The following is a 24521-nucleotide window of genomic DNA, read 5'->3' as shown; positions in this document are numbered from 1 at the left end:
CCTCGTGGTCCTTACCAGCGGCGCTCGAATTTGCGGCGCAGATACACGGCAAGAAGGTTCATACACAGCAGGAACACGAGCAGGACGATGATCGCCCCGGATGCACGTTCCATGAAAGCAGGGTCGGCGCGCTGCGTCCAGTTATAGACCTGCACCGGCAGCGCCGAGGCGGGTTGCTCCAGCCCGGCGCCGACCGGCCAGGGAGCCTCGGGGAAGTTCTTGACGAAGGCCACCATGCCGATCAGCAGCAGCGGCGCGGTCTCGCCCAGAGCCTGCGCAAGGCCGATGATCGTGCCCGTCAGGATGCCCGGCAGCGCCAGCGGCAGGACGTGGTGAAAGACCGACTGCATCTTCGACGCGCCCACCCCAAGTGCCGCATCGCGGATCGAGGGCGGCACGGCCTTCAGCGCCGCGCGGGTCGAGATGATGATCGTCGGCAGCGTCATCAGCGTCAGCACCAGACCGCCCACCAGCGGTGCCGATTGCGGCAGGCCCATGAAGTTGATGAAGGCCGCCAGACCCAGGATACCGAAGACGATCGAGGGCACCGCCGCGAGGTTCGAGATGTTCACCTCGATCACATCGGTCAGCCGGTTCTTCGGCGCGAATTCCTCAAGATAGATCGAGGCGGCAACCCCAATCGGCACGGCCAGAACCAGCACGATCAGCATCATGTAAAGCGATCCCAGGATCGCGATGCCGACGCCCGCCGCTTCCGGACGCTGGTCCGAGGCGTCGGGGCTGGTCAGGAAGCCCCAGTTCCATTCGGTGGCCAGCAGGCCCCGCTGCTTCAGCGCATCGGCCAGTTGCAGCTGCTGGGGCGAGGTATTGGCGTCGCGCGCCGCACTCTCCATGCTCACGCGGCCCTTGTAATAGCCGTCGACGCGGCCATTCACCAACACGCGGGCGTCGATGGTCTGGCCGACCAGTTCGGGATCGGCCAGCACGCGATTGCGCAGCTGCGCCGAGGCCTCTTTCGAGATCAGGTTGCTGACGTCCTTGGCCGAGATATCGGCAATGGCGATGCCCTTGTCCGCAATGGCCGTTTCCAGCGATTGCTGCAGGATCTTGCCATAGGTCAGGGTCAGGACGGATTTCATCTGCTCGGGGTCGCGGTTGCCCTGCTTGTCAAGCTGCGCGGCGTCCAGCGTCACCGGGATTTCCAGATAGGTCTGGCGGAAGGCGCCCAGACCGTCCGACAGGATGGTGAACAGCAGGACGATCAGCGCGATCACCGCGATGCCGATGGCGGTCAGGCCATAGGCGCGGAAGCGGGCCTCGGCGGCGTTGCGCGCACGGGTGCGCCCATCGGCCTTCATCAGCGAGCCCGAGCGTGCGGGGGCTTTGTCCGAGCCTTGGCCGGGGAAGGTTGCGTCACTCATTCATACTGCTCCCGGTACTTGCGCACGACATAGAGCGCGACGATGTTCAGCCCCAGCGTCACCACGAACAGCGTCAGGCCAAGGGCGAAGGCGACCAGCGTTTCGGGTGCGGCGAAATCGGTGTCGCCGGTCAGCTGGCTGACGATCTTGACGGTGATTGTCGTCATCGCCTCGAACGGGTTCAGATCCAGCTTCGCGGCGGCCCCTGCCCCCATGACCACGATCATCGTCTCGCCGATGGCGCGGGACGCGGCCAGAAGGATGGCGCCGACGATGCCCGGAAGGGCGGCGGGCAGCACGACCTTGCGCACGGTCTCAGAGGGCGTCGAGCCAAGGCCAAGCGCGCCGTCGCGCAGGCTTTGGGGCACGGCGTTGATGATGTCATCCGAGAGCGAGCTGACGAAGGGGATCAGCATGATGCCCATGACCAGACCGGCCGTCATCACCGAGGAACCCGAGTTCCCGAGGCCCAGAGGTTGCGCAAAGTAATCGCGCAGCATCGGGCCGACGGTGATCAGCGCGAAGAGGCCGTAAACGATGGTCGGGATGCCCGCGAGGATCTCGATCAGGGGCTTGGCGACCGAGCGCAGACGGGGCGAGGCGTATTCCGACATATAGATCGCCGCGAACAGCCCGATCGGAACCGCCACCGCCAGCGCGATGAACGAGATATAGAGCGTGCCCCAGACCAGCGGCAGGATGCCCAGCTGCGAGCCGCCGCCGAATTTCGGCGACCAGGTGGTGCCGAAGAAGAAGTCCTGCCAGGGATACTGGCTGAAGAAGTTGCCGCTTTCGAACAGCATCGACAGCACGATGCCCAGCGTCGTGAAGATCGCGATGCTGGCCGAAGCGATCAGCATGCCCTTGACGAAGCTCTCGACCACATTGCGGGCGCGGAAGGCGGGGTTGATGCGCAGATAGGCGAAGGCGAAGCCGCCCAGACCCAGCACCAGCGCGGCGATGCCAAGGATCGTGTTGCCCATGCGCGAGGTCGCCACATAGTCCTGCGCGGCCGTAAGCACGGTCGCGTTGACGCTGGTCGCCAGCGGCAGCTGCGCCGCCGTCATCTTGGCCAGCGCGTCCTTGTTTTCCAGCGTGAGGCCGGTGACCTCATCCGCCGTCAGGACCTTGCGCGAGATGGCGCGGTCCAGCGAATTCGCCGTCCGCAGCACGTCCGAGACGAAGAGGCTCTGGTTCGAGACCTCGGCGCTGGCGGCTTCCGGCACTTTTCCAAGCGCCGATTGCAGCACCAGCGGAGGCTGCACGAATTGCCAGATCAGAATAAGCACAAGGGCTGGAATCGCCGTGAAAAGGGCGACATTCCAGCCGTAATAATTGGTACGCGAATGAAGGCGCCGCGTATCACCGCCAGCCTGCGAGACAGCTCGCATGCGACCAATGATATACCCCACCACCGCAAGAGCGATGACGCATGACGCGATCCAGCTAACGGGCATGATGGCCTCGGATCTTTGGGTTCGGATGGGTGGAACGGGCGAGGCCTCTGGCCCCGCCCGAAGAAGTGCTTACTGCATCGTGACTTCGTCAGCGACCGCCTGCTGGACGGTGGCCAGCTCGGGGTCCGACACGAGGCCATAGGCGGCCAGCGGGCCCTCGGGGCCAGCGATCTCGTCCGAGACGAAGAATTCAGCGAATTCTTTCAGGCCCGGGACAGTGCCGATATGGGCTTTCTTGACGTAGAAGAACAGCGGGCGCGAGACCGGGTATTCGCCCGAGGCGATGCTCTCGGTCGAGGGCGTGACGCCCGACATGGTCGCCACTTTCAGCTTGTCGGTGTTGTTCTCATAGAAGGACAGGCCGAAGACGCCGATGCCGTTCTTCGCCGAGGCGATGCGGGCCAGGGTCTCGGTATAGTCGCCGTCGATGTCGACCGACTTGCCATCGGTGCGCAGCGCGACGCAGGCTTCCTTGGCTTTTTCTTCGCCGAAGACTTCGGCGGCGCCAGCTTCTTCACAGCCCGCGTGGATCACCTTCTCTTCGAAGACTTCACGGGTGCCGTGCTTGGTGCCCGGCACGAAGGCCAGGATTTCCTGGTCGGGCAGCTCGGCGCGGATTTCGTTCCACTTGGTGTAGGGGTTCTTGACGACCTGACCGTCCTTGACGACCTCGGCGGCCAGCGCGTTGAACCAGTCAGCCGGGGTGAAGGCGAAGTCGTTCGAGCTGGTGTCGCTGGCGAAGACGATGCCGTCATAGCCGATGCGGACTTCCATGATGTCGGCGACACCGGCGGCGGCGCAGGCCTCGCGCTCGGAGTCCTTGATCGGGCGCGAAGAGTTCGCGATGTCGATGGTGTTTTCGCCCACGCCTTCGCAGAACTTCTTCAGACCTGCCGACGACCCGCCCGATTCGACCACGGGGGTCGGAAAGTCGGTGTTCTCGCCGAAGGCTTCGGCGACGATGGTCGAATACGGCAGCACCGTCGACGAGCCGGCGACCTGGATCTGATCACGGGCGGCAGCGGCCGTTGCCGATGCAGCAATGACGGCAAGGGCAGAGACGGTGAATTTCACGGATTTCATAGGATCTCTCCTGACAGCTTCGTTGGGCTTGGTTCAGCCTGTCAGACCCCTAAAGGCCCGCTGCGACGCTTATGCGAAGAAATTGTAACAGCTATGCGACAATTCACGATTCGCTAAGATTTTCCACAGCGGTCCGTTTTCTCCCGGCGTTTCAGCCGATTTCACCGCGATTTCCGCCGGTCTGGGCACGGTCCAGCATCAGGTGATCCAGAATGACGCAGGCCGCCATCGCCTCGGCGATCGGCACGGCGCGAATCCCCACGCAGGGATCGTGACGGCCCTTGGTGATCAGGTCGATCTCATCGCCCTTCGAGTTGATCGTCTGGCGCGGCGTCAGGATCGAGCTGGTCGGCTTGACCGAGAATCGCACCACAATGTCCTGCCCGGTCGAGATGCCGCCCAGAATGCCACCCGCATGATTCGACAGGAAGCGCGGGCCGTCATTGCCCATGCGGATCTCATCGGCATTCTCGGTCCCGGTCAGGGCGGCGGCCCCCATGCCCTCGCCGATCTCGACGCCTTTGACGGCATTGATCGACATCATCGCGGCGGCCAGATCGGTGTCGAGCTTGGCATAGATCGGCGCGCCAAGGCCGGGCGGGCAGTGCCTGACCAGCACCTCGATGGCGGCACCGACGCTGTTCTGCGCCTTGCGGATGCCGTCCAGATAGCTTTCCCATTCCGGGACTGCGGCGGCATCGGGCAGGAAGAACGGGTTCTGGCCGATCTGGCCTGCGTCAAAGCGGCTGCGATCCAGATGCAGCGTGCCCATCTGGACCATATAGCCGATGATCTGCAGGTCGGGCAGCAGGTCGCGCAGCACGGCCTGCGCCACGCCGCCCGCCGCCACCCGCGCCGCCGTCTCGCGCGCACTGGATCGCCCGCCGCCGCGATAATCGCGGATGCCGTATTTCAACTGATAGGCAATATCGGCATGCCCGGGCCGGTAGGCCTGCGCGATGTCGCCGTAATCCTTGCTGCGCTGGTCGGTGTTCTCGATCATCAGCTGGATCGGCGTGCCGGTGGTGCGGCCTTCAAACACGCCCGACAGAATCCGGACCTGATCGGGTTCCTTGCGCTGCGTGGTGAAGCGCGAGGTGCCGGGTTTGCGCCGGTCAAGGAACTGCTGGATGAACGCCTCGTCCAGCTCGATCCCGGGAGGGCAGCCGTCGACCGTCGCGCCAAGCGCGGGCCCGTGGCTTTCGCCCCAGGTGGTGAAGCGGAAAACGCGACCGAATGTGTTGAAGCTCATATTACCCTGCCCTTTCGCCCCTGCGATAGCCGCCACGGGGCGAAGGGGCAACGGTTATCCTTGGAGGGCCGGCCTCAGCGGAAGCGGGCCGGGTCCAGCCGCCGCGCCAGTGTCGCATCGGTCGGACGGCCCAGCACGGTATCGGCGATGAAGCTGGCCGCCGCCGCCGAGGACTGGAACCCATAGCCGCCCTGCCCCGCGAACCAGATGAAATCGGGCTGATCCGGGTCACGCCCATAGGCCGGGCTGCCGTCAGGCGCGAAGCTGCGCAGACCCGCCCAGCTGGCGATCATCCGCGTGACGGGGAAGCGCATCATCGCCTCATAGCGCGCGAGCCCCTCGGCCAGCACCATGTCATCGGGCCAGGCATCATGCGGCTCGGCCGGGTCGGCCTCGCTGGGCGAGACGATCATCGCACCCGCGTCGGGCTTGGCATACCAGCCCTCGTTCATGCCCAGAAGCATCGGCCAGCCCGAGACATCAAGCCCGCCCGGTGCCGGAATGCGCGCCATCGAGCGGCGCTTGGGCTGGATGCCCAGCGGGGCAACCCCGGCCATGCGGGCGATCACATCCGCCCAGGCGCCCGCCGCATTCACCAGCACCCTGGCCGAAAATTCGCCCTGCCCGCTCGTGACCTGCCAGCGCCCGCCCTGCCGCATCACGGCGGCTACCGGCGCGCCGGTCAGGATCTCAGCCCCGTGGCTGCGGGCGGTCTTGCGATGGGTCTGGATCAACAGGTCGGTGTCGATATCCTGCGCGTGATCGGCCTTTGCCGCCCGCGCCACGCGGGCCGGGTCCAGCGCCGGAAAGGCGGCGACCGCAGCCTCTGGGTCGATCAGGGGCATGTTCATCTGATCGGCCTCGGCATCGAAGGCCTCGATTTCCTCCGGTGCGGCCACCAGCATCACGCCGCGCGGCGACAGCACCCCCATCGCCCCAAGCTCAGCTCCCGAGGCAAGGCTGAGTTCCACGATGGCGGGCGGGCCGTAATGCGGCTCATAAAGCGCGGCCGAGCGGCCCGAGGCGTGATAGGCAAGGCTGGTTTCCGCCTCAAGCAGCGCGGTTGTGCCATGAGGGGCCAGTCGGGCGGCCGCCGAGACACCCGCGATGCCGCCACCGATGATCAGAAAGTCGACGTTTTTCATGGCGACAGCCTGCCTTGGACGCAGGCGTCGTCAAGGGAAAAGCGCGCGTCTTGGGTGATTTGGCCGACATAGACGCAGGCACTGATTTTTCGCGGAAACGCCGTTCGGCTTTCACGCCCGATTCACGGGGCATGTGTCAGCGTCATCCGCGTTCGGGACACGTCATCTGCAGTTTAAACGGTGGAGGAGAAGATGGGACTGTTTCCCATTACCATTTTAACCAACGGCAACGACACCTATCACGGCAACGACAACAACAATACCGTCTGGGCACTGGAGGGGAACGACTGGGTCGATGGCCATGCCGGGAACGATATTCTGTCCGGGGCCGCGGGGAATGACACGCTTTGGGGCGATAGCGGCAATGACACGCTGACCGGCGGCACGGGTCGAGACACGCTCTATGGCGGGTTGGACAACGACTCCCTCGACGGAGGAGAGGACAGCGACTACCTGGACGGCGGCAGCGGCAATGACATCCTGCGCGCCGGACCGTCCTCGTGGTTCACCTCGGATACAATCTATGGCGGCGCCGGGAACGACACGATCTATTCCTCGGGCCGTGGCTATTACAACGGCGACGCAGGCAATGACTACATCTATGCGGGCGATGGCCTTGCCGAGACTTTGATCGGCGGCAGCGGTTACGACTGGCTCAACACCAGCCTGGTGAGTGCCAATTACCGGGTCGATCTGGCAACCGGGGCCACGAATTTCTTGGGTGAATACTTCATCGAGTTCGAAAGCCTCTCTACCGGCACGGGCAATGACACGCTTCGTGGCACCACGGACGCCAACTACCTTAATTCCAGCGATGGCAACGACTACCTCGACGGCATGGGCGGGCACGACACGCTGTCGGGTGGCGCGGGCAACGATCTTCTGCGCGTCCGAGACGACGGCTATTACTTTGGCTCGGACGGGAACGACACGATGCAGGTCGTCACGATGGGTTCGGCCTATCTGAATGGCGGTGACGGAGTCGACTGGCTGGACACCCGCTCCTACAGCGGCAATTATTCCATCAACCTTGAAACCGGTGCGACCAATCAGGGCAACTCGGCCGATAATCTGGAAAATCTGTTGCTGGGCAATGGCGACAACTCGGTCGAAGGATCGTCGGCCGACAATCGGATCATGGGGGCCAGTGGTGACGACTACATCCACGGCAGGGCTGGCAATGACTATCTTGTCGGCGCTGCGGGCAATGACACCATTCATGGCGGCGGCGGCGATGACTTCATCGCGGGCGGTGACGGCGACGACCAGTTGTTTAGCTGGGGCGGCACCGACACGATCAACGGCTTCACCGGCAACGACCTGATCGGCTCGGCCGGGTTCGGGGTCTTCGACGGTGGCGCGGGCAACGACACCATTCGCGCAGGCGGCGGCCTGACCGAGACGCTGATCGGCGGCGCCGGGATCGACCTTGTCGACATCAGCAGCGCGGTTGGCAACTACGTCCTGAACATGGCCACCGGGGCCACACAATATGCCACCGAATTCTTCACCGGGTTCGAGAATGCACGCATGGGCGCGGGCAACGACCGCGTCACCGGAACAGCCGTCGCCAATGTCATCGAGGGCGGAGCGGGTGCCGACACGCTCTCGGGCCTGTCCGGGCTGGATACGCTGCGGGGCGATGCCGGGAATGACCGGCTGATCGGCGGTCTTGGGCAGGATGTGCTGACCGGCGGCGCAGGAAATGATGTCTTTGCGTTCACGATGGTCGCGGATAGTCCGGTCGGAGGCTTTGATACGATCCTGGACTTCCAGGGGGCCGGAGACCAGCCCGCAGGCATGGCCGAAGATCGCATCGACCTCTCGGGGATCGATGCCAATGCGCTGGTCGCAGGCAATCAGGCCTTCGTCTTCAACGGGACGAGCGCGGGCGGAGCCGGGCGGATGTGGCTGGAAAACGTGGGCACCGACACCTGGCTCAGGGCGAATGTCGACGGCACCCCGGGCTATGAGATCTCGATCCGGATCGCTGATGGCAGCGTGCTGGCGGGCTATTACGACGCAGGAGACTTCATCCTGTGATCGGTACTGTCGTCAAACCTGTAGGTTTGAATGCGATGTTTGCTGAGTAAACCGTTTCCGGTTCGTGTTTGGTTAAATGGTCACATGGTAGAAGGGGCGCGGCGGTTTCCCGTTGCGCCCCTTTCTTGTTCCATCCCGGCGAAAAGCCTCAGGCTTGCAGCGCGCGGACGCCCACCTCGCCTTCGCCACGCGACTTGATGGCGGCGACGGCCGCGATACTGCCTGCGGCGGTGGTGAAATAGGGGATCTTGTCATAAAGCGCGACCGCGCGGATTTCGCGCGAATCCGCGATGGCCTGCGCGCCCTCGGTGGTGTTCAGGACCATGGCGATATCGTCGTTCTTCATGCGGTCGACGATGTTCGGACGGCCCTCATAGACCTTGTTGACCTGCTCGGAGGCGACGCCCTGCGCGTTCAGGAAGGTCGCGGTGCCGCCGGTCGCAACCAGCGTGAAGCCCATGGCGACCAGATCGCGGGCGGCATTGGCCAGATCCTCGGTCTTGTCGGCATCCTTCACGGAAATGAAGACGCGGCCCGCATCGGGAAGCTGCACCCCTGCCCCCATCTGCGCCTTCAGGAAGGCTCGGGCGAAGGTGCGGTCCCAGCCCATGACCTCGCCGGTCGAACGCATTTCCGGCCCCAAGAGCGTGTCGACGCCGGGGAAGCGGGCGAACGGCAGCACGGCCTCTTTCACCGAATACCAGGGGGTGTTCGGGTCAGCCAGCGTCATCGGATCGGCGAAGGGCAGCGGATCGTCGGGGCCGACGCCTGCCGGATAGGGCGCGCGTGCCGGGAAAGCCTGCATCGGCTCACCCGCCATCAGGCGCGCGGCGATCGACGCAATCGCGCTGTCGGTGGCCTTGGCGACGAAGGGCACGGTGCGCGATGCGCGCGGGTTCACTTCAAGGACATAAATCGTGTCGTCCTTGATCGCGAATTGCACGTTCATCAGGCCCACGACGTTCAGCGCCTTCGCCATTTCGACGGTCTGCCGCTTCAGCTCGGTGATGATCTCGGGGCTGAGCGTATGAGGCGGCAGCGAGCAGGCCGAGTCGCCCGAATGGACGCCCGCTTCCTCGATATGCTCCATGATGCCCGCGACGTGGACAGTCTTGCCGTCCGAGAGCGCATCGACATCGACCTCGATCGCACCCGACAGATAGCTGTCGAGCAGCACCGGGCTGTCACCCGAGACCTGCACGGCCTCGCGAATGTAGCGGTTCAGGTGATCCATATCGCGCACGATCTCCATCCCGCGCCCGCCAAGGACGTAGGAGGGGCGGATGACCAGCGGGAAGCCCACATCGGCGGCGATGGCCAGAGCCTCGGCGTCGGTGCTGGCGATGCCGTTGATCGGCTGCTTGAGGTTCAGGTCGTTCAGCAGCTTCTGGAAACGCTCACGGTCCTCGGCCAGGTCGATGGCGTCGGGCGTGGTGCCGAGGATCGGGATACCCTCGGCCTCCAGCGCATTGGCGAGCTTCAGCGGCGTCTGGCCGCCGAACTGGACGATGACGCCGTGCAGCGTGCCATTCTCCTGCTCGATGCGCAGGATTTCCAGCACATGCTCCAGCGTCAGCGGCTCGAAATACAGGCGATCCGAGGTGTCGTAATCGGTCGACACGGTCTCGGGGTTGCAGTTGATCATGATCGTCTCGTAGCCGATGTTCGACAGCGAGAAGCAGGCGTGGCAGCAGCAATAGTCGAACTCGATCCCCTGCCCGATCCGGTTCGGACCGCCGCCAAGGATGACGACCTTCTTGCGATCCGAGGGGCGCGCCTCGTTTTCGACATCGCCCATCGCGGGGGCTTCATAGGTCGAATACATATAGGGCGTCTGCGCCTCGAATTCGGCGGCGCAGGTGTCGATGCGCTTGAAGACCGGATGCAGGCCCTGCGTGCGGCGGGCCTTGCGGACCTCGGTTTCGGATTTGCCGACAAGCTTGGCCAGACGGGCATCGGTGAAGCCCATCATCTTCAGGTGACGCATGCCCTCGACATCGCTCGGAAGGCCGCCCGCGATCACGGCTGCCTCGGCCTCGATGATCTCGCGCAGGCGCGACAGGAACCACGGATCGAAGCTGGTCGCGTGCTGGATTTCCTCATCGGTCAGCCCGTGGCGCATCGCCTGCGCGATCAGGCGCAGCCGGTCGGGGGTCTGGGCCGAGATGGCCTTGATGATCGCCGATTTCTCGGGCGCGCCGGGGATCTCGATGTCGTCGAGGCCGGTCAGGCCGTTCTCCATCGAGGTCAGGGCCTTTTGCAGCGACTCGTGGAAGGTGCGGCCAATCGCCATGACCTCGCCCACCGATTTCATCGCGGTGGTCAGTTCGGGCTTGGAGCCCGGGAATTTCTCGAACGCGAAACGCGGGATTTTGGTCACGACATAGTCGATGGAGGGCTCGAACGACGCGGGCGTCACGCGGGTGATGTCGTTGTCCAGCTCATCCAGCGTATAGCCGACGGCCAGCTTCGCGGCGATCTTGGCAATCGGGAAGCCGGTGGCCTTGGACGCCAGCGCCGAGGAGCGGCTGACGCGGGGGTTCATCTCGATCACGACCATGCGGCCGTCTTTCGGATTGATCGCCCATTGCACGTTCGAGCCGCCGGTTTCGACGCCGATCTCGCGCAGCACGGCAATCGAGCCGTTCCGCATGCGCTGGTATTCGCGGTCGGTCAGGGTCAGCGCCGGGGCGACCGTGATCGAGTCGCCCGTGTGCACGCCCATCGGGTCGACGTTTTCAATCGAGCAGACGATGATGGCGTTGTCGTTGCGGTCGCGCACGACCTCCATCTCGTATTCTTTCCAGCCCAGCAGGCTTTCGTCGACCAGCACCTGCGCGACCGGCGAGGCATCAAGGCCCGAGCGGATGATCGCCTCATAGTCGTCGCGGTTATAGGCGACGCCGCCGCCCGTGCCGCCCAGCGTGAAGGCGGGGCGGATAATCGCGGGCAGGCCGATGTGGTCGAGCGATTTCATCGCCTCGGCCACGCCTGCGGAAATGTCGAACTTGCCGTTCGGCAGTTTCGGGGCCGAGATGATGTCGGCCTTGGGGTTTTCCAGCCCGATGCGGTCCATCGCCTCGCGGAAGAGCTTCCGGTCTTCGGCCATCTCGATGGCGGCGCGCTGCGCCCCGATCAGCTCGACCCCATAGCGGTTGAGCACGCCCATATCCGCCAGCGCCAGCGCCGTGTTGAGGCCGGTCTGCCCGCCCATCGTCGGCAAAAGCGCGTCGGGGCGTTCCTTGGCGATGATCTTCTCGACCATTTCGGGGGTGATCGGCTCGATATAGGTGGCGTCGGCCATCTCGGGGTCGGTCATGATGGTCGCCGGGTTCGAGTTCACCAGGATGACCCGGTAGCCCTCTTCCCGCAGCGCCTTGCACGCCTGAGCGCCCGAATAGTCGAATTCGCAGGCCTGCCCGATGACGATGGGCCCGGCGCCGATGATCATGATGGATTTGATATCGGTTCTTTTGGGCATGGCGTAGTCCTCGGGCTGGCGGCTGACAAATCGTCCGGGGTTATAGCCATGACAGGGCCGCGCGCAAGGGTTGACCACGAGGTACGGCCCGGAAATCGGCAGGCAGGAAAGGGGATGAAGGGCAAGGCCGCGCGCCCGGAAAGGCGCCGGCGCGGTCGTGATCTAGATCGCCGACCGCGCCCCTGCCAGAATTATCGGCAGCCCTCGTGAGAAAAGGAATCGCTAACCATACTCAATCGCTGTAGATATCTCACATGTAATCACTAATTACATTGTTCTGTTTTCGTCAACCTGACATCGTCACCCGCATCACCATGAACGAGTTTTCATCCGCCCCCGGCCCGACCGAAAACGCGCGCCCCTATCATCATGGGAGCCTGCGCGCCGCGCTGCTGACCGCGACCGTCGACTTCATCCGCCAGCACGGGCTGGAGAACCTGTCGATCCGAGAGATCGCCAAGCAATTGGGCGTGTCTCCGGCGGCCCCCTTCCGGCATTTTGCCTCGCGTTCTGCGTTGCTTACGGCCGTGGCCGAAGAGGCGATCCTGCTGCTGCGCAAAAGCTATGAGGCGCAGATCGCCGCCTGTGACAGCGACAACCCGCTGGTCCATTTCATGGCTTTGGGTCACGGTTATCTGATCTGGGCGACCAGCCATCCCACACATTTTCTGGTGCTGAACTCGCGCAATCTGATCGACGTGGGCGGCTCGGCGCTGCTCAAGCAGGAAAACGCTCATCTGCAGAACCTGATGGCCGGGCTTCTGCATCAGGCCGAGGCACAGGGCCTCCTGCCACCCGAGGCCCGCCCCCGCGACCTGATCCTGGGCGGGCGGGCACTGGTCTATGGTCTGGCGCGCATGGTCACCGACGGCCATATGCGCGGCGTCCCCGAAGAGACGCTGCTACCCATGCTTGAGGCAGCGATGCGCGCCTATGTCTCGCGCGTGCAAAGGTCGGCCTGAGCCTCAGACCTCGATGAATTCGCGCACGAAGGGGGTCGCAGGGGCCGAGCGGATGTCCTGCGGTCGCCCGATCTGCTCGATCTTGCCCATGGACATCACCACGACCAGATCGGCCAGTTCCATCGCCTCTTCCTGATCATGCGTCACGAAGACCGAGGTCAGGCCGGTCGAATCGTGGATATGCCGCAGACCGGCGCGCAGCTCTTTGCGCACCCGCGCATCCAGCGCCCCGAAGGGTTCGTCCAGCAGCAGCATCCGCGGCTCGATCGCCAGCGCCCGCGCCAAAGCGACGCGCTGACGCTGGCCGCCCGACAGCTGCGAGGGGTAACGCTTGCCGATGTCGGGCAGCTGGATCAGGTCGAGCAGCTTGTGGACGCGGCGGTCGATCTCGGCCCCGGTGGGGCGGCTTTGGCGCGGACGGGCGCGCAGACCATAGGCGATGTTTTCGAAGACCGTCATATGCCGGAACAGGGCATAGGACTGGAAGACGAAGCCCGCGCGACGCTCTTGCACGGAGAGCCCGGTCGCGTCCTGCCCGTCAAACAGCACCCGCCCCGAGGTCGGGTATTCCAGCCCGCCCAGAATGCGCAGAAGCGTCGTCTTGCCCGAGCCCGAGGGGCCCAGCAGCGCCACCAGCGCGCCCGAGGGGATTTGCAGGCTGACCGGGTGCAGGGCCGCAGTTGCCCCGAAGGTCTTGGCGATTTCTTCGATTTCAATATGCATCATTAACCTCACTTCGGCTCAGTGGCGGTGGGTTGTGGCAAGCTGGTCGGCATAGCGCCATTCCAGCACGGTTTTCAGGCCCAGCGTGACCAGCGCCAGCATCGCCAGCAGGCCCGCCATGCTGAAGGCCGCGATCGAAAGATATTCATTATAGGCCATCTCGATGGCGATCGGCATGGTGGCGGTCTGTCCCCGGATCTTGCCCGAGACGACGGCCACGGCACCGAATTCCCCCATGGCGCGGGCGTTGCACAGCAGGACGCCGTAAAGCAGCGCCCATTTGATATTGGGCAGCGTCACCGTCAGGAAGGTTCGCCAGCCCGAGGCGCCCAGCGTCAGCGCGGCCTCTTCCTCCTGACGTCCCTGCTCGATCATGATCGGGATCAGCTCGCGCGCGACGAAGGGGAAGGTCACGAAAACCGAGGCCAGCACGATGCCCGGCAGCGCGAAGATGATCGGATAGCCCTGCCCCACGAACCAGCCGCCGATCAGGCTGTTCGCCCCGAAGAGCAGCACCAGCGCCAGACCCGCCACCACAGGCGAGACCGAGAACGGTAGGTCGATCAGCGTGATCAGGAAGGCCTTGCCGCGAAACTCGAACTTGGTGATCGCCCAGGCGGCCGCAACGCCGGTCACCGCGTTCAGCGGCACCGCAATGGCCGCGACCACCAGCGTCAGCCAGATCGCCGCCCGTGCATCCGGGTTCGCCAGTGAACTGAGCGAGGCACCGACACCCTTGCTGAGCGCCTCGGCGAAGACGATGCCCAGCGGGGCCAGAACCAGCACGGTCAGGAAGCCAACGGCGAGCGTGATCAGGATCACCCGGACGACCGGCGATTCCTGCGTGACGGGACGCCAGACGGGGGCGCTGCGGCTGTCGATATCAGTAACCATGGGATGCATCGTCGACTCATACATATCCGATTCTCCGTCGGCTCCAGATCTGGATCAGGTTGATGATCAGCAGCATCGCGAACGAGATCGCCAGCATGGCGATGCCGATGGCGGCCGCGCCGTTATAGTCGAACTCTTCCAGCCGGATGACGATCAGCAGGGGCGCGATCTCGGTCTTCATGGGCAGGTTGCCCGCGATGAAGATGACCGAGCCGTATTCGCCGACCGCACGGGCCAGCGACAGCGCAAAGCCCGTCAGCGCGGCAGGCATCAGCATGGGCAGGATGACCCGGCGCAGCGTATAGGCGCGGCTTGCGCCCAGCGTGGCCGAGGCTTCCTCGACCTCGCGCTCGATCTCGGCGATGACCGGCTGGACGGTGCGGGTCACGAAGGGAAGCCCCACGAAAACCAGCGCGATCAGGATGCCCCATTGGGTATAGGCGATCTTGATGCCGAAATCCTTGGCGATGCTGCCGAAGATGCCGTTCGGCGCGTAAAGCGCGGTCAGCGCGATCCCGGCCACGGCGGTGGGCAGGGCGAAGGGAAGATCGACCACCGCGTCGATCAGCCTGCGACCCGGGAACTCATAACGCGCCAGCACCCAGGCCAGAAGCGTGCCGAAGACCAGATTGAACAGCGCCGCATAGACCGCGATCTTGAAGGACAGAAACAGCGCGGCCAGCACGCGCGGCTGCGTCACGACCCCCCAGACCTGCGCCGGGCCAAAGCTGATGCCTTTGAACAGCAGCGCGCCGACCGGCAGGATCACGACCAAGGACAGCATAGTCAGCGTGATGCCCATACCCAGCGCAAAGCCGGGCATGGGGGATTTTTGCACAAGGCCGCGCATGGCTCACGAACCCGAATAGATCTGGTCGAAGATGCCGCCGTCGCCGAAATGCTCGGGCTGCGCCTTCCGCCAGCCGCCGAAGTCATTGATCGTCACCAGATCAAGCTTGGGGAAGCGGGCCACGTCCTCGGGGTTGGCAGCACTCTCGTCCCAGGCACGGTAGTAGTGCTTGAAGGCCAGCGCCTGCCCTTCGGGCGAATAGAGGAAGTCCAGATAGGCATTGGCCAGCGTGCGCTGCTCATCATCGGCAATGTTCTTTTCGACGATGGCGACCGGAGGCTCGGCCAGGATCGAGACCGAGGGCACGACGATGTCGAAATTGTCCTCGCCCAGTTCATTCAGCGCCAGATAGGCCTCGTTTTCCCAGGCCAGCAGGACGTCGCCGATCTCGCGCTGGGCGAAGGTCGTGGTCGAGCCGCGCGCGCCGGTGTCCAGAACCGGAACATGCTTGAACAGCTCACCCACGAATTCCTTGGGGTCCTTGCCGTTCTTTTCGGCCCAGGCCCAGGCGGCCAGATAGTTCCAGCGCGCCCCGCCCGAGGTTTTCGGGTTCGGCGTGATGACCTCGACGCCCTCTTTGACCAGATCGCCCCAGTCTTTGATGTCCTTCGGGTTGCCGTTGCGCACGAGGAACACGATGGTCGAGGTATAGGGCGACGAGTTGTGCGGCAGGCGCGACTGCCAATCCTCGGGCAGCAGCCCGGCATCGGCGACCCGGTCGATGTCCGAGCCCAGCGCCAGCGTGACGACCTGAGCCTTCAGCCCCTCGACCACGGCCCGCGCCTGAGCGCCCGAGCCGCCATGCGAGGCCTCGATGACCGGTGCCTCATGGCCCTCATCGGTCCATTTCTTGGCGAAGGCCGCGTTCACGTCGCGGTAAAGCTCTCGCGTCGGGTCGTAGCTGACGTTCAGCAGCCGGTTTTCGGCATGCACCTGCCCGGCCAGCGCGACACCGGCAAGGGTCACGAAGGCGGCGACGAAGCGGCGCGTCTGCGGAAAGACAAGACGCTCGAACAGGCCCGGACGCAGCGGGAAACCGGTCGCCTGACCGGCGCCGCTGTCCACGGTCAGCTGACCGTCCTTGTGGCGGCGGATGACGCGACCATGTGCCAGGTGGCTGCTGCTAACTCGAATGGTACGGATCATATCGCACACTCCCTTCCGTTTTTCTGCGGGCGCAGCCGGTCCGTGGCTGCGGTCAATCCCATGGCGCTAATTACGACAGGGTTTGTCGTTAATTGCAAGAAAAGACGATAATGGCGATGGATATTTATTATTTAATTTTTCCAGTCACTTAAGAAGATTGTTCTCTTTCGTGGCGAAATCCGGCCGTTCGGCAGTAAGAATTTCCCAAGTTCAGAACAGCAGAAGGGCCCGGACGCATTGCGCGCCCGGGCCCTTCTGGAATCACCTCGGATGGGTCTTGTCAGCTGGTCAGGCTGTCCTCGGCTTTCTGCGCCAAAGCTTCGGCGCGGGCGGCAAGCTCGGCCAGGGCTTCCGACACGCTGTCGGGAATGACCGGAACCTCGACCCGCTGCGGGTTCGTCTTCAGCCGCGCAAGCTCGCGTTCCGCCGAGGCGGCCCGGTCCTCAAGCGCAGAGGTGCGGTCCGCCAGCATCAGCCCGGCCAGCAACAGAAGCCGCGCCTCGGGCATGCGTCCGGCCTGCTGCAGGATCTGCTGCGCCTCGCCATCCAGCAGGGCGGCCGCGCGCTTCAGCAGCCGCTCCTCCCCCTCCTGACAGGCCAGGGTATAGTCCTTGTGACCGATGTTGAAATCGACCTGAGCCATGGTTTAACCCCTCTCCCCTTCCGCCACCTCGGCACCCTGATCGTCTTCGACCACGGCGTCAGGATCGGCTTTGGCCGCGCGCGCGGCCTTGGCCGTGTTACGACCAGTGTCCAGCGGGGGCGTGTCCAGCATGCGGTCCAGCGCATCGACGATCTCGCCCATCTGCGAAATCTCGGCCCCGCGAGCCGCCCGCAGCGCGTCGATCTCGGCCTGAAGGGCGGCGCTGGCGTCATCGCCGGAAATGCTGCCGCCGGCATCCAGAAGCTTGCGATTGGCCTTGGCCAGCGTCTCATTGGCCGCAGACATGGCGACGGCCTGCCGCCCGGCCTCGGTCAACTGGCGCTGCGCCTCTTCCAGACGGGTCTCAAGCTCGGCCATGGCGGAGGCGTGGCGCTGTTCGGTGACAGCCAGGCGATGCGCCAGACGGCGCGCGTCCTCGCGGGCCTCGGATTCAGTTCCGGGGGCACTGCCCTCCGTGTCCGTGGCCGCCGCATCCGTGCCCTGGGCTCTGCGGTCAAGATAGGCGTCGATCCGCTCCAGCGCCGCGAACAGGCGCTTCTCGCTGGCGTTCAGGTCGTTTCTCATCGGCCTGCATCCTTTGGGTTCATTTGAGACTTTGTGACACCGCAAGCTTGATATGACAAGGACGCGGAAAGCGGCGCATGCCCGATCGGCGATCTTGCGGAGCTGCTGGATGCAGGCTGGAACGCCCCAAGCCCGAGGCGAATCGCGGCTTTCCTATGAGCTGACCGACACTTATAAGGCTGCGAGAGTTCAAACGGAGGACCACGCATGCGCCGCGCCACGATCACCCGCTCCACGGCCGAAACCAGCATCGAGGTCACCCTGGATCTGGACGGCACCGGCCGTTACGAGAACCACACCGGCATCGGCTTCTTCGACCATATGCTGGATCAGCTGGCCCGCCATTCGCTGATCGACCTGACCATTTCCGCGAAGGGCGATCTGCACATCGACGATCACCACACGGTCGAGGACACCGGCATCACCATCGGGCAGGCGCTGGTCAAGGCACTGGGCGACAAGAAGGGGATCCGGCGCTACGGCTCGTTCCATCTGGCCATGGATGACACGCTGGTGCGGGCGGCGCTGGACCTCTCGGCCCGGCCCTTCCTGGTCTGGAATGTCGATTTCCCGACGCAGAAGATCGGCAGCTTTGACACGGAACTGGTGCGCGAGTTTTTCCAGGCTCTGTCGACGCATGGCGGCATCACGCTGCATGTGGACCGCCTGCACGGCTTCAACTCGCACCACATCGCCGAAGCCGCCTTCAAGGCCGTCGCCCGCGCGCTGCGTGAGGCCGTCGAGCCTGATCCGCGCATGGCGGGCGTGCTGCCCTCGACCAAGGGTGCGCTTTGATGCGGGTGGCGCTGATCGATTACGACAGCGGCAACCTGCATTCCGCCGCCAAGGCCTTTGCCCTGATGGGCCGCGAGGCGGGGGCCGAGGTTCTGGTCACCAGTGACCCCGATCTGGTGCGAAAGGCCGACCGTGTCGTCCTGCCGGGCGATGGAGCCTTCCCCGCCTGCCGGGCCGCACTTGATGCCGTGCCCGGCATGGTCGAGGCGCTGCGCGAGACCGTCCTTCAGCGCGGCACGCCCTTTCTGGGCATCTGCGTCGGCATGCAGATGCTGGCCGATCTGGGGCATGAATATCATGACACCGAAGGACTGGGCTGGATCGGTGGCGAGATCGACGCGATTGAGGCCCCCGGCCTGAAGGTGCCGCATATGGGTTGGAACGATCTGAAAGTTCTGTGCCCGCATCCGGTGCTGGACGGGATCACGACCGGCGATCATGCCTATTTCGTGCACAGCTGGCAGTTTCGCGTGCGCGACTCTGCGCATCTTCTGGCGACGGTCGATTATGGCGCGCCGGTGACGGCGATCGTCGGGCGCGACAATATTGTCGGCATGCAGTTCCATCCGGAAAAATCACAGGCAGTCGGGCTGCGGTTGATCGCGAACTTCCTGCGTTGGGCCCCTTGAGGCGCACCGGGGGCTGACTGCCCCCGGACCCCCGTGGATATTTTCACATGAAAGAAGGCGCTACTGGACCTTGATCCAGTTCTGCGTGCGGCAGATGATCGCGACGCAGCCGGACACCGCGAGGTTCGCGCCTTTCAGCTCCATCTTCGAGCGATAGGTCTTGTCGGCACCCGGGTCCCAGATCGTGCCGCCCGAGAATTTGCCGCCGCCGTCATCGCTCATATTGGCGACGATGTTCTTGCCGGTATGGGGCGAGGAGATCTCATTTCCGGCAGCGTCGAAGGATTTGACCAGCTTGCCGCAGAATTTGCCGCCGCAGTCATAGAACTGGACCATGCCGATGTTGCCCTCATCATTGGCCTGGGTCTGGAAAATGCCGCTGATGCCATCGGCATGAGCCATCGTACCCGCCAGCAGGGCCAGGGTGGCGAAAGCGATCGTCTTCATTGCAGTCCTCCCTTGGGTCGTCCACCGACCCGATTGCGGAGATTTCCTCTCCCTTCCCGGAGCATGCGAGGGCGGGATTGCGCCGATCAAGTCTGACGTCAGGTCGCCACTTTGCCGGTCGGGGACTTTCCCATTCGGGCCTGCTGTGGCAAAGGGGCGCGACTGTTGCAGGAGAGACCCGATGATCCTTTACCCCGCCATCGACCTCAAGGACGGAAACTGCGTGCGACTGCTGCGTGGCGACATGGAGGCGGCGACCGTCTTCGGCAGCGATCCCGCCGCGCAGGCCCAGGCGTTTCAGGATGCCGGCGCGCAATGGCTGCATCTGGTGGACCTGAACGGCGCCTTCGAGGGCAAGCCGGTGAATGACGGCGCGGTTCAGGCGATCATCGCCGCGACCGAAATCCCGGTACAGCTGGGCGGCGGCATTCGCGACATGGAGACCATTGACTATTGGCTGGAGCGCGGTGTGGCCCGGGTCATCCTTGGGACCGTGGCCGTCGAGCGTCCGGCATTGGTGCGCGAGGCTGCCCTTGCCCATCCGGGGCGCATCGCCGTGGGCATCGACGCCCGTCAGGGGCGCGTCGCGACGCGCGGCTGGGCGGAAGAGACCGATGTCATGGCGACCGATTTGGCGCGGGACTTCCAGGACGCAGGCGTGGCCGCGATCATCTATACCGACATCGACCGGGATGGTGCCATGCAGGGGCCGAACATCGCGGCGACCGAGGCGCTGGCGCGGGCGGTCTCGATCCCGGTGATCGCGTCAGGCGGCGTGTCCTCGATGGAGGATCTTTTTGCGCTGCGCCAGACGGGGGTGATTGCCGGGGCGATCTCGGGCCGGGCGCTTTACGATGGTGCGATTGATCTGGAAGCGGCGCTGCGCGCGCTGGACTGAAACGCCCTTTCAATGTCATGAAATTGAAGCCGGCGTCATCGCGCCGGCTTTTTGATTCGCGCCCGGGCTGAGCGCTGGCGTTGCGAGGCAGGATTCGGGGCTGATTCCCTGCCTTCCCCGGCCCTTTCGGCACCAGAAACCGACAATTTCTTCAATAAATGAACGATGTTAAATAATTTTTCAGAAAGATATTGAACACCGTTTATTAACTGCTATTCTGAATTCATCGGGAAGCAGAAAGGAGAAGGGCATGGTACTGATTTCACTGTTTTTAGTTGCTCTGACCCTGATCTGGGCGACGCGTTTCATGGCGTCACCAGCCGGGCGCTGCGCGCTGCGTTGGGTCCTGCTTCCCGGGCCGATCTGTCTGGTGATGGCATGGCTTCTCAGCCTCGATTGCGGAGCGGCCATCATGATCGGCGGGAATGGCGGGAACTGTGGCATCGTTCCGGCGCTTCTGGCGCATGCCATCTACCCCGTCCTGGGTCTTGGCCTGCTGATCCTGTCCTTCGTCAGCCTCCCGATTGTGGTGTTCGGGATGCTGGCCGAGGTGATCGAGCGCTGGCTGGAGCCCCCGTCGGGCGGGTCTGTCAAGAACGAGTGTCTGGGTCTGTAGCGTAACAAGTGCCGGTTTCTTCTTCTGTGCATCGGCATATGGTTGTTGGTTAACGAGTGTATTGTTTCAATGCGGCGGGTTTGTGGTGGGCCCAATGCATTGTCGCGGGCGGCGCTTTCTGATCCGGGCCGGGATCGAATGCGTCGCCCGCCCTGTTTCGTACCCCGCAGGCGCAACGCTCTTTCGCCCCGACGCCGAACCCGGTAATCAGGCGCAGTCAGGAGGCCCGCATGCTGAAAACCCGCGTTATCCCTTGTCTGGACGTTGCCGATGGGCGCGTCGTCAAAGGCGTCAACTTCGTCGATCTGGTTGATGCCGGAGACCCGGTCGAGGCTGCGCGGGCCTATGACGCCGCAGGCGCGGATGAGATCTGCTTTCTGGACATCCATGCGACGCATGAAAATCGCGGCACGATGTATGATCTGGTGCGCCGCACCGCCGAGGAATGCTTCGTGCCCCTGACCGTTGGCGGCGGCGTGCGCAGCCACACGGACGTGCGCGACCTGCTGCTGGCGGGGGCCGACAAGGTCAGCTTCAACTCGGCCGCTGTCGCCAACCCCGACGTGATCGCCGAGGCAGCGGACCGTTTCGGCAGCCAATGCATCGTCTGCGCCATCGACGCCAAGACCGTCGCGCCCGGAAAATGGGAGATTTTCACCCATGGCGGCCGCAAGCCCACCGGCATCGACGCCGTCGAATTCGCCCGGCTGATCGCCGAAAAGGGTGCCGGAGAGATCCTGCTGACCAGTATGGACCGCGATGGCACCAAGGCCGGGTTCAACATTCCGCTGACCCGCGCCGTGGCCGATGCAGTGAGTATTCCGGTCATCGCCTCGGGCGGGGTCGGCACGCTCGACCATCTGGCCGAGGGCGTGCTGGAAGGGCATGCCAGCGCCGTGCTGGCAGCCTCGATCTTCCATTTCGGCACCTTCACCATCCGCGAGGCCAAAGAGCATATGGCCGCCGCAGGCATCCCCGTGAGGCTGACATGAACGCACTCGAACGCCTGGCCGCGACCATCCAGTCGCGCAAGGGTACCGATCCCGACACCAGCTGGACCGCCAAGCTTTTGTCGAAGGGCCCCGAGAAATGTGCCGAGAAATTCGGCGAAGAGGCCGTCGAAGCGATCATCGAGGCGGTGAGAGGCGACCCTGAGCGTCTGGTATCGGAAGCGGCAGACACGCTTTATCACCTGCTGGTCATGCTGGCCGCGCGTGATCTGACGCTCACCGATGTGCTGGCCGAGCTGGAGCGGCGCGAGGGCCGCTCGGGGATCGAGGAAAAGGCGGCGCGCGGTCAGTAATCGCGCTGGTAAAGCCAGCCGGGCGCGGGGCCTTCGCGGCCCTTGCTGAGCATCGTGATCGCTTCGACTTTGGAAAACCCGGCCTTTTCCAGCACGCGGGCCGAGCCGGGATTGTCGGCCATCACCTCGGCCGTGAGGCCCTGCAGACCATAGCGCAGCGCAAGCTCATCACAAAAGGCGGGGACGATTTCCGAGGCGATGCCCTTGCCCGCCTGATCCGCCGCCAGAAAATAGAAGATCGGCGGGGTCTCTCCCTTGCCGACGCCGATCGAGCCGATGGTGCGGTCCCCCAGCCGGACCGCCGCGCGAAACGGCGGACGACCAGCAAAGGGCGTCATCAGCGCGTTGAACGCGATTTGCTCCATCCCCGGACGAAAGATCAGCAGCATGCGCGCGGCCTCGGGCGCGGTGGCAATGCCGTGCAGAATGGGCAGGTCGTCGGCGGTGAAGGGCAGGATCTCGGTGCGCGGGGTCTGGACCCGGAAGGGCACGGCGCGGGCGAAATCGGCGCGTGTCAGGGCCAATATCTGCCCCGGAACCTCATCGCCCACGGCCTGAGAGTACAGCCGGATCGGGCCGTTCGGCGTGAAACCCAGCCGCGTCAGCACGGCCAGCGAGGCGCCATTTCCGTCGCGCGTGGTGGCGAAGGCGCGCTCATGCCCGGTGGCGAAATGGCGTGACAGCGCCAGAATGCCCGCCCGCTGCGCGATCCCCCTGCCCTGCAATTCGGGCACGACCCAGAAGCCGAACTCGGGCTGGCAGCGGATCAGACCAGCGAACTGCCCATCGACGCGGATCGCATATTCGCTGTCCGAGGCCTCATTCAGCACCTCTTTGGCGATCTGTTCCGGGTTGTCGGGCCAGTTCAGCCAGCGCTTCAGGTCAGGATGCGACAGCGCCCGAACGAGGGACGCGACATCTTCCGGCCGCGTCCGTTCCAGCGCCACCCGCATGCTAGTGCGGTGCCACGACCACGCGGACCGCCCCGTCACGGGCAGAAAGCGCGATCTCTCCGGCGGCAAGACGCAGCGCGTCATGGCCAAAGACCTCGGCCCGCCACCCGGTCAGCGAGGGCAGGTCGCGATGGCCCGAGGCTATCGCATCAAGTTCCGAGGCCGAGGCGATCAGCTTGGGCGCGACCCCGGTTTCGTCGGATTTCGCCTTCAGAAGCACGCGCAGCAATTCCGCGAGCGCGGCATTGCCCGGACGGCCCGGCTCATCCGAGGAGGGCTTGGGAAGCTCTTTCGTCTCCAGCCCGTCCTTGACCGCCGCCAGAATGCCCTGCGCGATGTCGCCGCGCCGCGCGTCGCGCAGCAACAGGCGCGACTTGCCCAGATCGCCTTCATTCAGCGGCTTGGTCGAGGCCAGCTCGATCAGCGCATCATCCTTGAAGACGCGCGTGCGCGGAATGTCGCGTTCTTGCGCATAAGTCTCGCGGAAGCGGGCCAGTTCGCGCACGATGGCCAAGAACCGGGGCGAGCCGGTGCGGGTGCGCACCCGCTCCCACGCATCCTCGGGCCGGGTCACATAGGTCTCGGGGTTCAGCAGAACGCCAACCTCTTCCTTCAGCCAGGGCGCGCGGCCGGTCTTTTCCAGCTGTTCGGACAGGAACTCATAGATGGCGCGCAGATGGGTCACATCCGCCAGCGCATAGGCCGCCTGCGCATCCGACAGGGGCCGGTGCGACCAGTCGGTAAAGCGCGAGGATTTGTCCAAGGGCTGGCGCGCGATCTTCTTGACCAGCGTCTCATACCCCGCCTGTTCGCCAAAGCCGCAGACCATCGCGGCGATCTGGGTGTCAAACAGCGGATCGGGCAGCACGCCCGCGTCGTGGAAGAATATCTCCAGATCCTGACGCGCGGCGTGGAACACCTTGACCGTGGCCTTGTGGCGGAAGAGGTCATAAAGCGGTTCCAGCGACAGATCACCCGCCAAGGGGTCGATCAGCACCGCCGGACCGCCCACCGATTTCGGACCAGAGGCCGGCGGCAGGGCGGCCTGAATCAGGCACAGGCGCGAATAATAGGTGCGTTCGCGGAGGAATTCGGTGTCGAGGGTGACATAGGGCTGGGCCTTCGCAAGCTCACAGAATTCCGCCAGTTCTGCGGTCGTCGTAATGGTGCGAATATCGTTGCGGCTGCGTCTGTTCTCGGTCGCTGCGTCAGCTGACATGCGGGTCTTTCAATC

Annotated in this window: 23 protein-coding genes; 8 read left to right on the top strand and 15 right to left on the bottom strand. The window is 64.4% G+C overall.

Going from position 1 to position 24521, the window contains the following annotated elements; translation table 11 throughout:
• Positions 1-11: 11 nt before the first annotated feature.
• From pstA to IQ24_RS18320, 5 genes are all read right to left on the bottom strand, one after another.
• Positions 12-1382: a phosphate ABC transporter permease PstA gene (pstA, locus tag IQ24_RS18340; RefSeq protein ID WP_145399732.1), complete on the bottom strand. Its 1371-nt coding sequence runs from the start codon at positions 1380-1382 to the stop codon at positions 12-14.
• The gene (pstC, locus tag IQ24_RS18335; RefSeq protein ID WP_145399731.1) at positions 1379-2839 is read right to left on the bottom strand and encodes a phosphate ABC transporter permease subunit PstC; all 1461 of its coding nucleotides are present in this window, start codon (positions 2837-2839) and stop codon (positions 1379-1381) included. The genes pstA and pstC overlap by 4 nt, the downstream gene beginning before the upstream one ends.
• Before the next feature lie 69 nt (positions 2840-2908).
• Complete coding sequence (locus tag IQ24_RS18330) at positions 2909-3922, bottom strand: substrate-binding domain-containing protein (RefSeq protein WP_145399730.1); 1014 nt, start codon at positions 3920-3922, stop codon at positions 2909-2911.
• A 151-nt stretch (positions 3923-4073) separates the two neighbouring features.
• Positions 4074-5174, bottom strand: a complete 1101-nt coding sequence (gene aroC, locus IQ24_RS18325) for a chorismate synthase (RefSeq protein ID WP_145399729.1) — start codon at positions 5172-5174, stop codon at positions 4074-4076.
• 74 nt (positions 5175-5248) lie between these two features.
• Positions 5249-6319 carry an NAD(P)/FAD-dependent oxidoreductase gene (locus tag IQ24_RS18320; RefSeq protein WP_145399728.1) on the bottom strand — a complete coding sequence of 357 codons (1071 nt, stop codon included), beginning with the start codon at positions 6317-6319 and terminating at the stop codon, positions 5249-5251.
• Between the two features lie 192 nt (positions 6320-6511).
• Here IQ24_RS18320 and IQ24_RS18315 point away from each other — a divergent pair, with 192 nt between their 5' ends.
• Positions 6512-8362: a calcium-binding protein gene (locus IQ24_RS18315; protein ID WP_145399727.1), complete on the top strand. Its 1851-nt coding sequence runs from the start codon at positions 6512-6514 to the stop codon at positions 8360-8362.
• A gap of 148 nt (positions 8363-8510) precedes the next feature.
• On the opposite strand, the gene carB is transcribed toward IQ24_RS18315, so the two are convergent.
• Positions 8511-11843 (bottom strand): carbamoyl-phosphate synthase large subunit, encoded by a 3333-nt coding sequence (carB, locus tag IQ24_RS18310; RefSeq protein WP_145399726.1) that lies wholly within the window; start codon positions 11841-11843, stop codon positions 8511-8513.
• A gap of 314 nt (positions 11844-12157) precedes the next feature.
• On the opposite strand from carB, the gene IQ24_RS18305 reads away from it, so the two are divergent.
• Positions 12158-12805 (top strand): TetR/AcrR family transcriptional regulator, encoded by a 648-nt coding sequence (locus IQ24_RS18305; protein WP_145399725.1) that lies wholly within the window; start codon positions 12158-12160, stop codon positions 12803-12805.
• Between the two features lie 3 nt (positions 12806-12808).
• Here IQ24_RS18305 and IQ24_RS18300 read toward each other — a convergent pair whose 3' ends face one another.
• From IQ24_RS18300 to IQ24_RS18275, 6 genes are all read right to left on the bottom strand, one after another.
• Entirely contained in the window at positions 12809-13528 is a 720-nt protein-coding gene (locus tag IQ24_RS18300) for a sulfate/molybdate ABC transporter ATP-binding protein (RefSeq protein WP_145399724.1), read from the bottom strand.
• Between the two features lie 18 nt (positions 13529-13546).
• On the bottom strand, positions 13547-14446 hold the full coding sequence (cysW, locus tag IQ24_RS18295) for a sulfate ABC transporter permease subunit CysW (RefSeq protein WP_242008323.1): 900 nt from the start codon (positions 14444-14446) through the stop codon (positions 13547-13549).
• The gene (gene cysT / locus IQ24_RS18290; protein WP_145399723.1) at positions 14439-15272 is read right to left on the bottom strand and encodes a sulfate ABC transporter permease subunit CysT; all 834 of its coding nucleotides are present in this window, start codon (positions 15270-15272) and stop codon (positions 14439-14441) included. The genes cysW and cysT overlap by 8 nt, the downstream gene beginning before the upstream one ends.
• A gap of 3 nt (positions 15273-15275) precedes the next feature.
• On the bottom strand, positions 15276-16418 hold the full coding sequence (locus tag IQ24_RS18285) for a sulfate ABC transporter substrate-binding protein (protein ID WP_242008321.1): 1143 nt from the start codon (positions 16416-16418) through the stop codon (positions 15276-15278).
• Between the two features lie 280 nt (positions 16419-16698).
• On the bottom strand, positions 16699-17061 hold the full coding sequence (locus IQ24_RS18280) for a cell division protein ZapA (protein WP_145399722.1): 363 nt from the start codon (positions 17059-17061) through the stop codon (positions 16699-16701).
• 3 nt (positions 17062-17064) lie between these two features.
• The gene (locus IQ24_RS18275) at positions 17065-17646 is read right to left on the bottom strand and encodes a hypothetical protein (protein WP_199756636.1); all 582 of its coding nucleotides are present in this window, start codon (positions 17644-17646) and stop codon (positions 17065-17067) included.
• Between the two features lie 207 nt (positions 17647-17853).
• Between IQ24_RS18275 and hisB the strand changes: the two genes are divergently transcribed.
• Both hisB and hisH read left to right on the top strand, forming a co-directional pair.
• Entirely contained in the window at positions 17854-18441 is a 588-nt protein-coding gene (hisB, locus tag IQ24_RS18270; RefSeq protein ID WP_145399721.1) for an imidazoleglycerol-phosphate dehydratase HisB, read from the top strand.
• The gene (gene hisH / locus IQ24_RS18265; RefSeq protein ID WP_145399720.1) at positions 18441-19070 is read left to right on the top strand and encodes an imidazole glycerol phosphate synthase subunit HisH; all 630 of its coding nucleotides are present in this window, start codon (positions 18441-18443) and stop codon (positions 19068-19070) included. The genes hisB and hisH overlap by 1 nt, the downstream gene beginning before the upstream one ends.
• Positions 19071-19130: 60 nt before the next feature.
• Here hisH and IQ24_RS18260 read toward each other — a convergent pair whose 3' ends face one another.
• A complete protein-coding gene (locus IQ24_RS18260) occupies positions 19131-19517 on the bottom strand; it encodes a DUF2147 domain-containing protein (RefSeq protein WP_145399719.1) in 387 nt (128 codons plus the stop codon).
• Between the two features lie 181 nt (positions 19518-19698).
• Here IQ24_RS18260 and hisA point away from each other — a divergent pair, with 181 nt between their 5' ends.
• The 4 genes from hisA to IQ24_RS18240 all read left to right on the top strand — a co-directional run bounded on the left by hisA (position 19699) and on the right by IQ24_RS18240 (position 22334).
• Positions 19699-20415 (top strand): 1-(5-phosphoribosyl)-5-[(5-phosphoribosylamino)methylideneamino]imidazole-4-carboxamide isomerase, encoded by a 717-nt coding sequence (hisA, locus tag IQ24_RS18255; protein ID WP_145399718.1) that lies wholly within the window; start codon positions 19699-19701, stop codon positions 20413-20415.
• Positions 20416-20665: 250 nt separating this feature from the next.
• Positions 20666-21031 (top strand): hypothetical protein, encoded by a 366-nt coding sequence (locus IQ24_RS18250; RefSeq protein WP_145399717.1) that lies wholly within the window; start codon positions 20666-20668, stop codon positions 21029-21031.
• A gap of 230 nt (positions 21032-21261) precedes the next feature.
• The gene (gene hisF, locus IQ24_RS18245) at positions 21262-22023 is read left to right on the top strand and encodes an imidazole glycerol phosphate synthase subunit HisF (protein WP_145399716.1); all 762 of its coding nucleotides are present in this window, start codon (positions 21262-21264) and stop codon (positions 22021-22023) included.
• Positions 22020-22334: a phosphoribosyl-ATP diphosphatase gene (locus IQ24_RS18240; RefSeq protein WP_145399715.1), complete on the top strand. Its 315-nt coding sequence runs from the start codon at positions 22020-22022 to the stop codon at positions 22332-22334. The genes hisF and IQ24_RS18240 overlap by 4 nt, the downstream gene beginning before the upstream one ends.
• Here IQ24_RS18240 and IQ24_RS18235 read toward each other — a convergent pair.
• Both IQ24_RS18235 and rnd read right to left on the bottom strand, forming a co-directional pair.
• A complete protein-coding gene (locus IQ24_RS18235) occupies positions 22328-23287 on the bottom strand; it encodes a GNAT family N-acetyltransferase (RefSeq protein WP_158637568.1) in 960 nt (319 codons plus the stop codon). The genes IQ24_RS18240 and IQ24_RS18235 overlap by 7 nt on opposite strands.
• Position 23288: 1 nt before the next feature.
• Positions 23289-24461, bottom strand: a complete 1173-nt coding sequence (gene rnd, locus IQ24_RS18230) for a ribonuclease D (protein WP_199756639.1) — start codon at positions 24459-24461, stop codon at positions 23289-23291.
• Positions 24462-24521: the final 60 nt, after the last annotated feature.

Source organism: Paracoccus sulfuroxidans (assembly GCF_007830335.1).
GTDB classification, from domain to species: Bacteria; Pseudomonadota; Alphaproteobacteria; order Rhodobacterales; family Rhodobacteraceae; genus Paracoccus; species Paracoccus sulfuroxidans.
Note: the sequence above shows the minus strand (reverse complement) of the source record. Positions and strands in the feature narration are given on the sequence as shown.

Excerpts from the sequence above, each read along its gene's own strand:
- IQ24_RS18285 (WP_242008321.1), bottom strand. The coding sequence starts at position 16,418 with ATGATCCGTACCATTCGAGTTAGCAGCAGCCACCTGGCACATGGTCGC.
- IQ24_RS18305 (WP_145399725.1), top strand. The coding sequence starts at position 12,158 with ATGAACGAGTTTTCATCCGCCCCCGGCCCGACCGAAAACGCGCGCCCC.
- cysW (WP_242008323.1), bottom strand. The coding sequence starts at position 14,446 with ATGTATGAGTCGACGATGCATCCCATGGTTACTGATATCGACAGCCGC.
- hisH (WP_145399720.1), top strand. The coding sequence starts at position 18,441 with ATGCGGGTGGCGCTGATCGATTACGACAGCGGCAACCTGCATTCCGCC.
- IQ24_RS18240 (WP_145399715.1), top strand. The coding sequence starts at position 22,020 with ATGAACGCACTCGAACGCCTGGCCGCGACCATCCAGTCGCGCAAGGGT.
- pstA (WP_145399732.1), bottom strand. The coding sequence starts at position 1,382 with ATGAGTGACGCAACCTTCCCCGGCCAAGGCTCGGACAAAGCCCCCGCA.
- IQ24_RS18300 (WP_145399724.1), bottom strand. The coding sequence starts at position 13,528 with ATGCATATTGAAATCGAAGAAATCGCCAAGACCTTCGGGGCAACTGCG.
- IQ24_RS18275 (WP_199756636.1), bottom strand. The coding sequence starts at position 17,646 with ATGAGAAACGACCTGAACGCCAGCGAGAAGCGCCTGTTCGCGGCGCTG.
- IQ24_RS18330 (WP_145399730.1), bottom strand. The coding sequence starts at position 3,922 with ATGAAATCCGTGAAATTCACCGTCTCTGCCCTTGCCGTCATTGCTGCA.
- aroC (WP_145399729.1), bottom strand. The coding sequence starts at position 5,174 with ATGAGCTTCAACACATTCGGTCGCGTTTTCCGCTTCACCACCTGGGGC.
- IQ24_RS18320 (WP_145399728.1), bottom strand. The coding sequence starts at position 6,319 with ATGAAAAACGTCGACTTTCTGATCATCGGTGGCGGCATCGCGGGTGTC.
- IQ24_RS18260 (WP_145399719.1), bottom strand. The coding sequence starts at position 19,517 with ATGAAGACGATCGCTTTCGCCACCCTGGCCCTGCTGGCGGGTACGATG.
- cysT (WP_145399723.1), bottom strand. The coding sequence starts at position 15,272 with ATGCGCGGCCTTGTGCAAAAATCCCCCATGCCCGGCTTTGCGCTGGGT.
- IQ24_RS18235 (WP_158637568.1), bottom strand. The coding sequence starts at position 23,287 with ATGCGGGTGGCGCTGGAACGGACGCGGCCGGAAGATGTCGCGTCCCTC.
- carB (WP_145399726.1), bottom strand. The coding sequence starts at position 11,843 with ATGCCCAAAAGAACCGATATCAAATCCATCATGATCATCGGCGCCGGG.
- pstC (WP_145399731.1), bottom strand. The coding sequence starts at position 2,839 with ATGCCCGTTAGCTGGATCGCGTCATGCGTCATCGCTCTTGCGGTGGTG.
- IQ24_RS18315 (WP_145399727.1), top strand. The coding sequence starts at position 6,512 with ATGGGACTGTTTCCCATTACCATTTTAACCAACGGCAACGACACCTAT.
- IQ24_RS18250 (WP_145399717.1), top strand. The coding sequence starts at position 20,666 with ATGGTACTGATTTCACTGTTTTTAGTTGCTCTGACCCTGATCTGGGCG.
- hisF (WP_145399716.1), top strand. The coding sequence starts at position 21,262 with ATGCTGAAAACCCGCGTTATCCCTTGTCTGGACGTTGCCGATGGGCGC.
- hisB (WP_145399721.1), top strand. The coding sequence starts at position 17,854 with ATGCGCCGCGCCACGATCACCCGCTCCACGGCCGAAACCAGCATCGAG.
- hisA (WP_145399718.1), top strand. The coding sequence starts at position 19,699 with ATGATCCTTTACCCCGCCATCGACCTCAAGGACGGAAACTGCGTGCGA.
- IQ24_RS18280 (WP_145399722.1), bottom strand. The coding sequence starts at position 17,061 with ATGGCTCAGGTCGATTTCAACATCGGTCACAAGGACTATACCCTGGCC.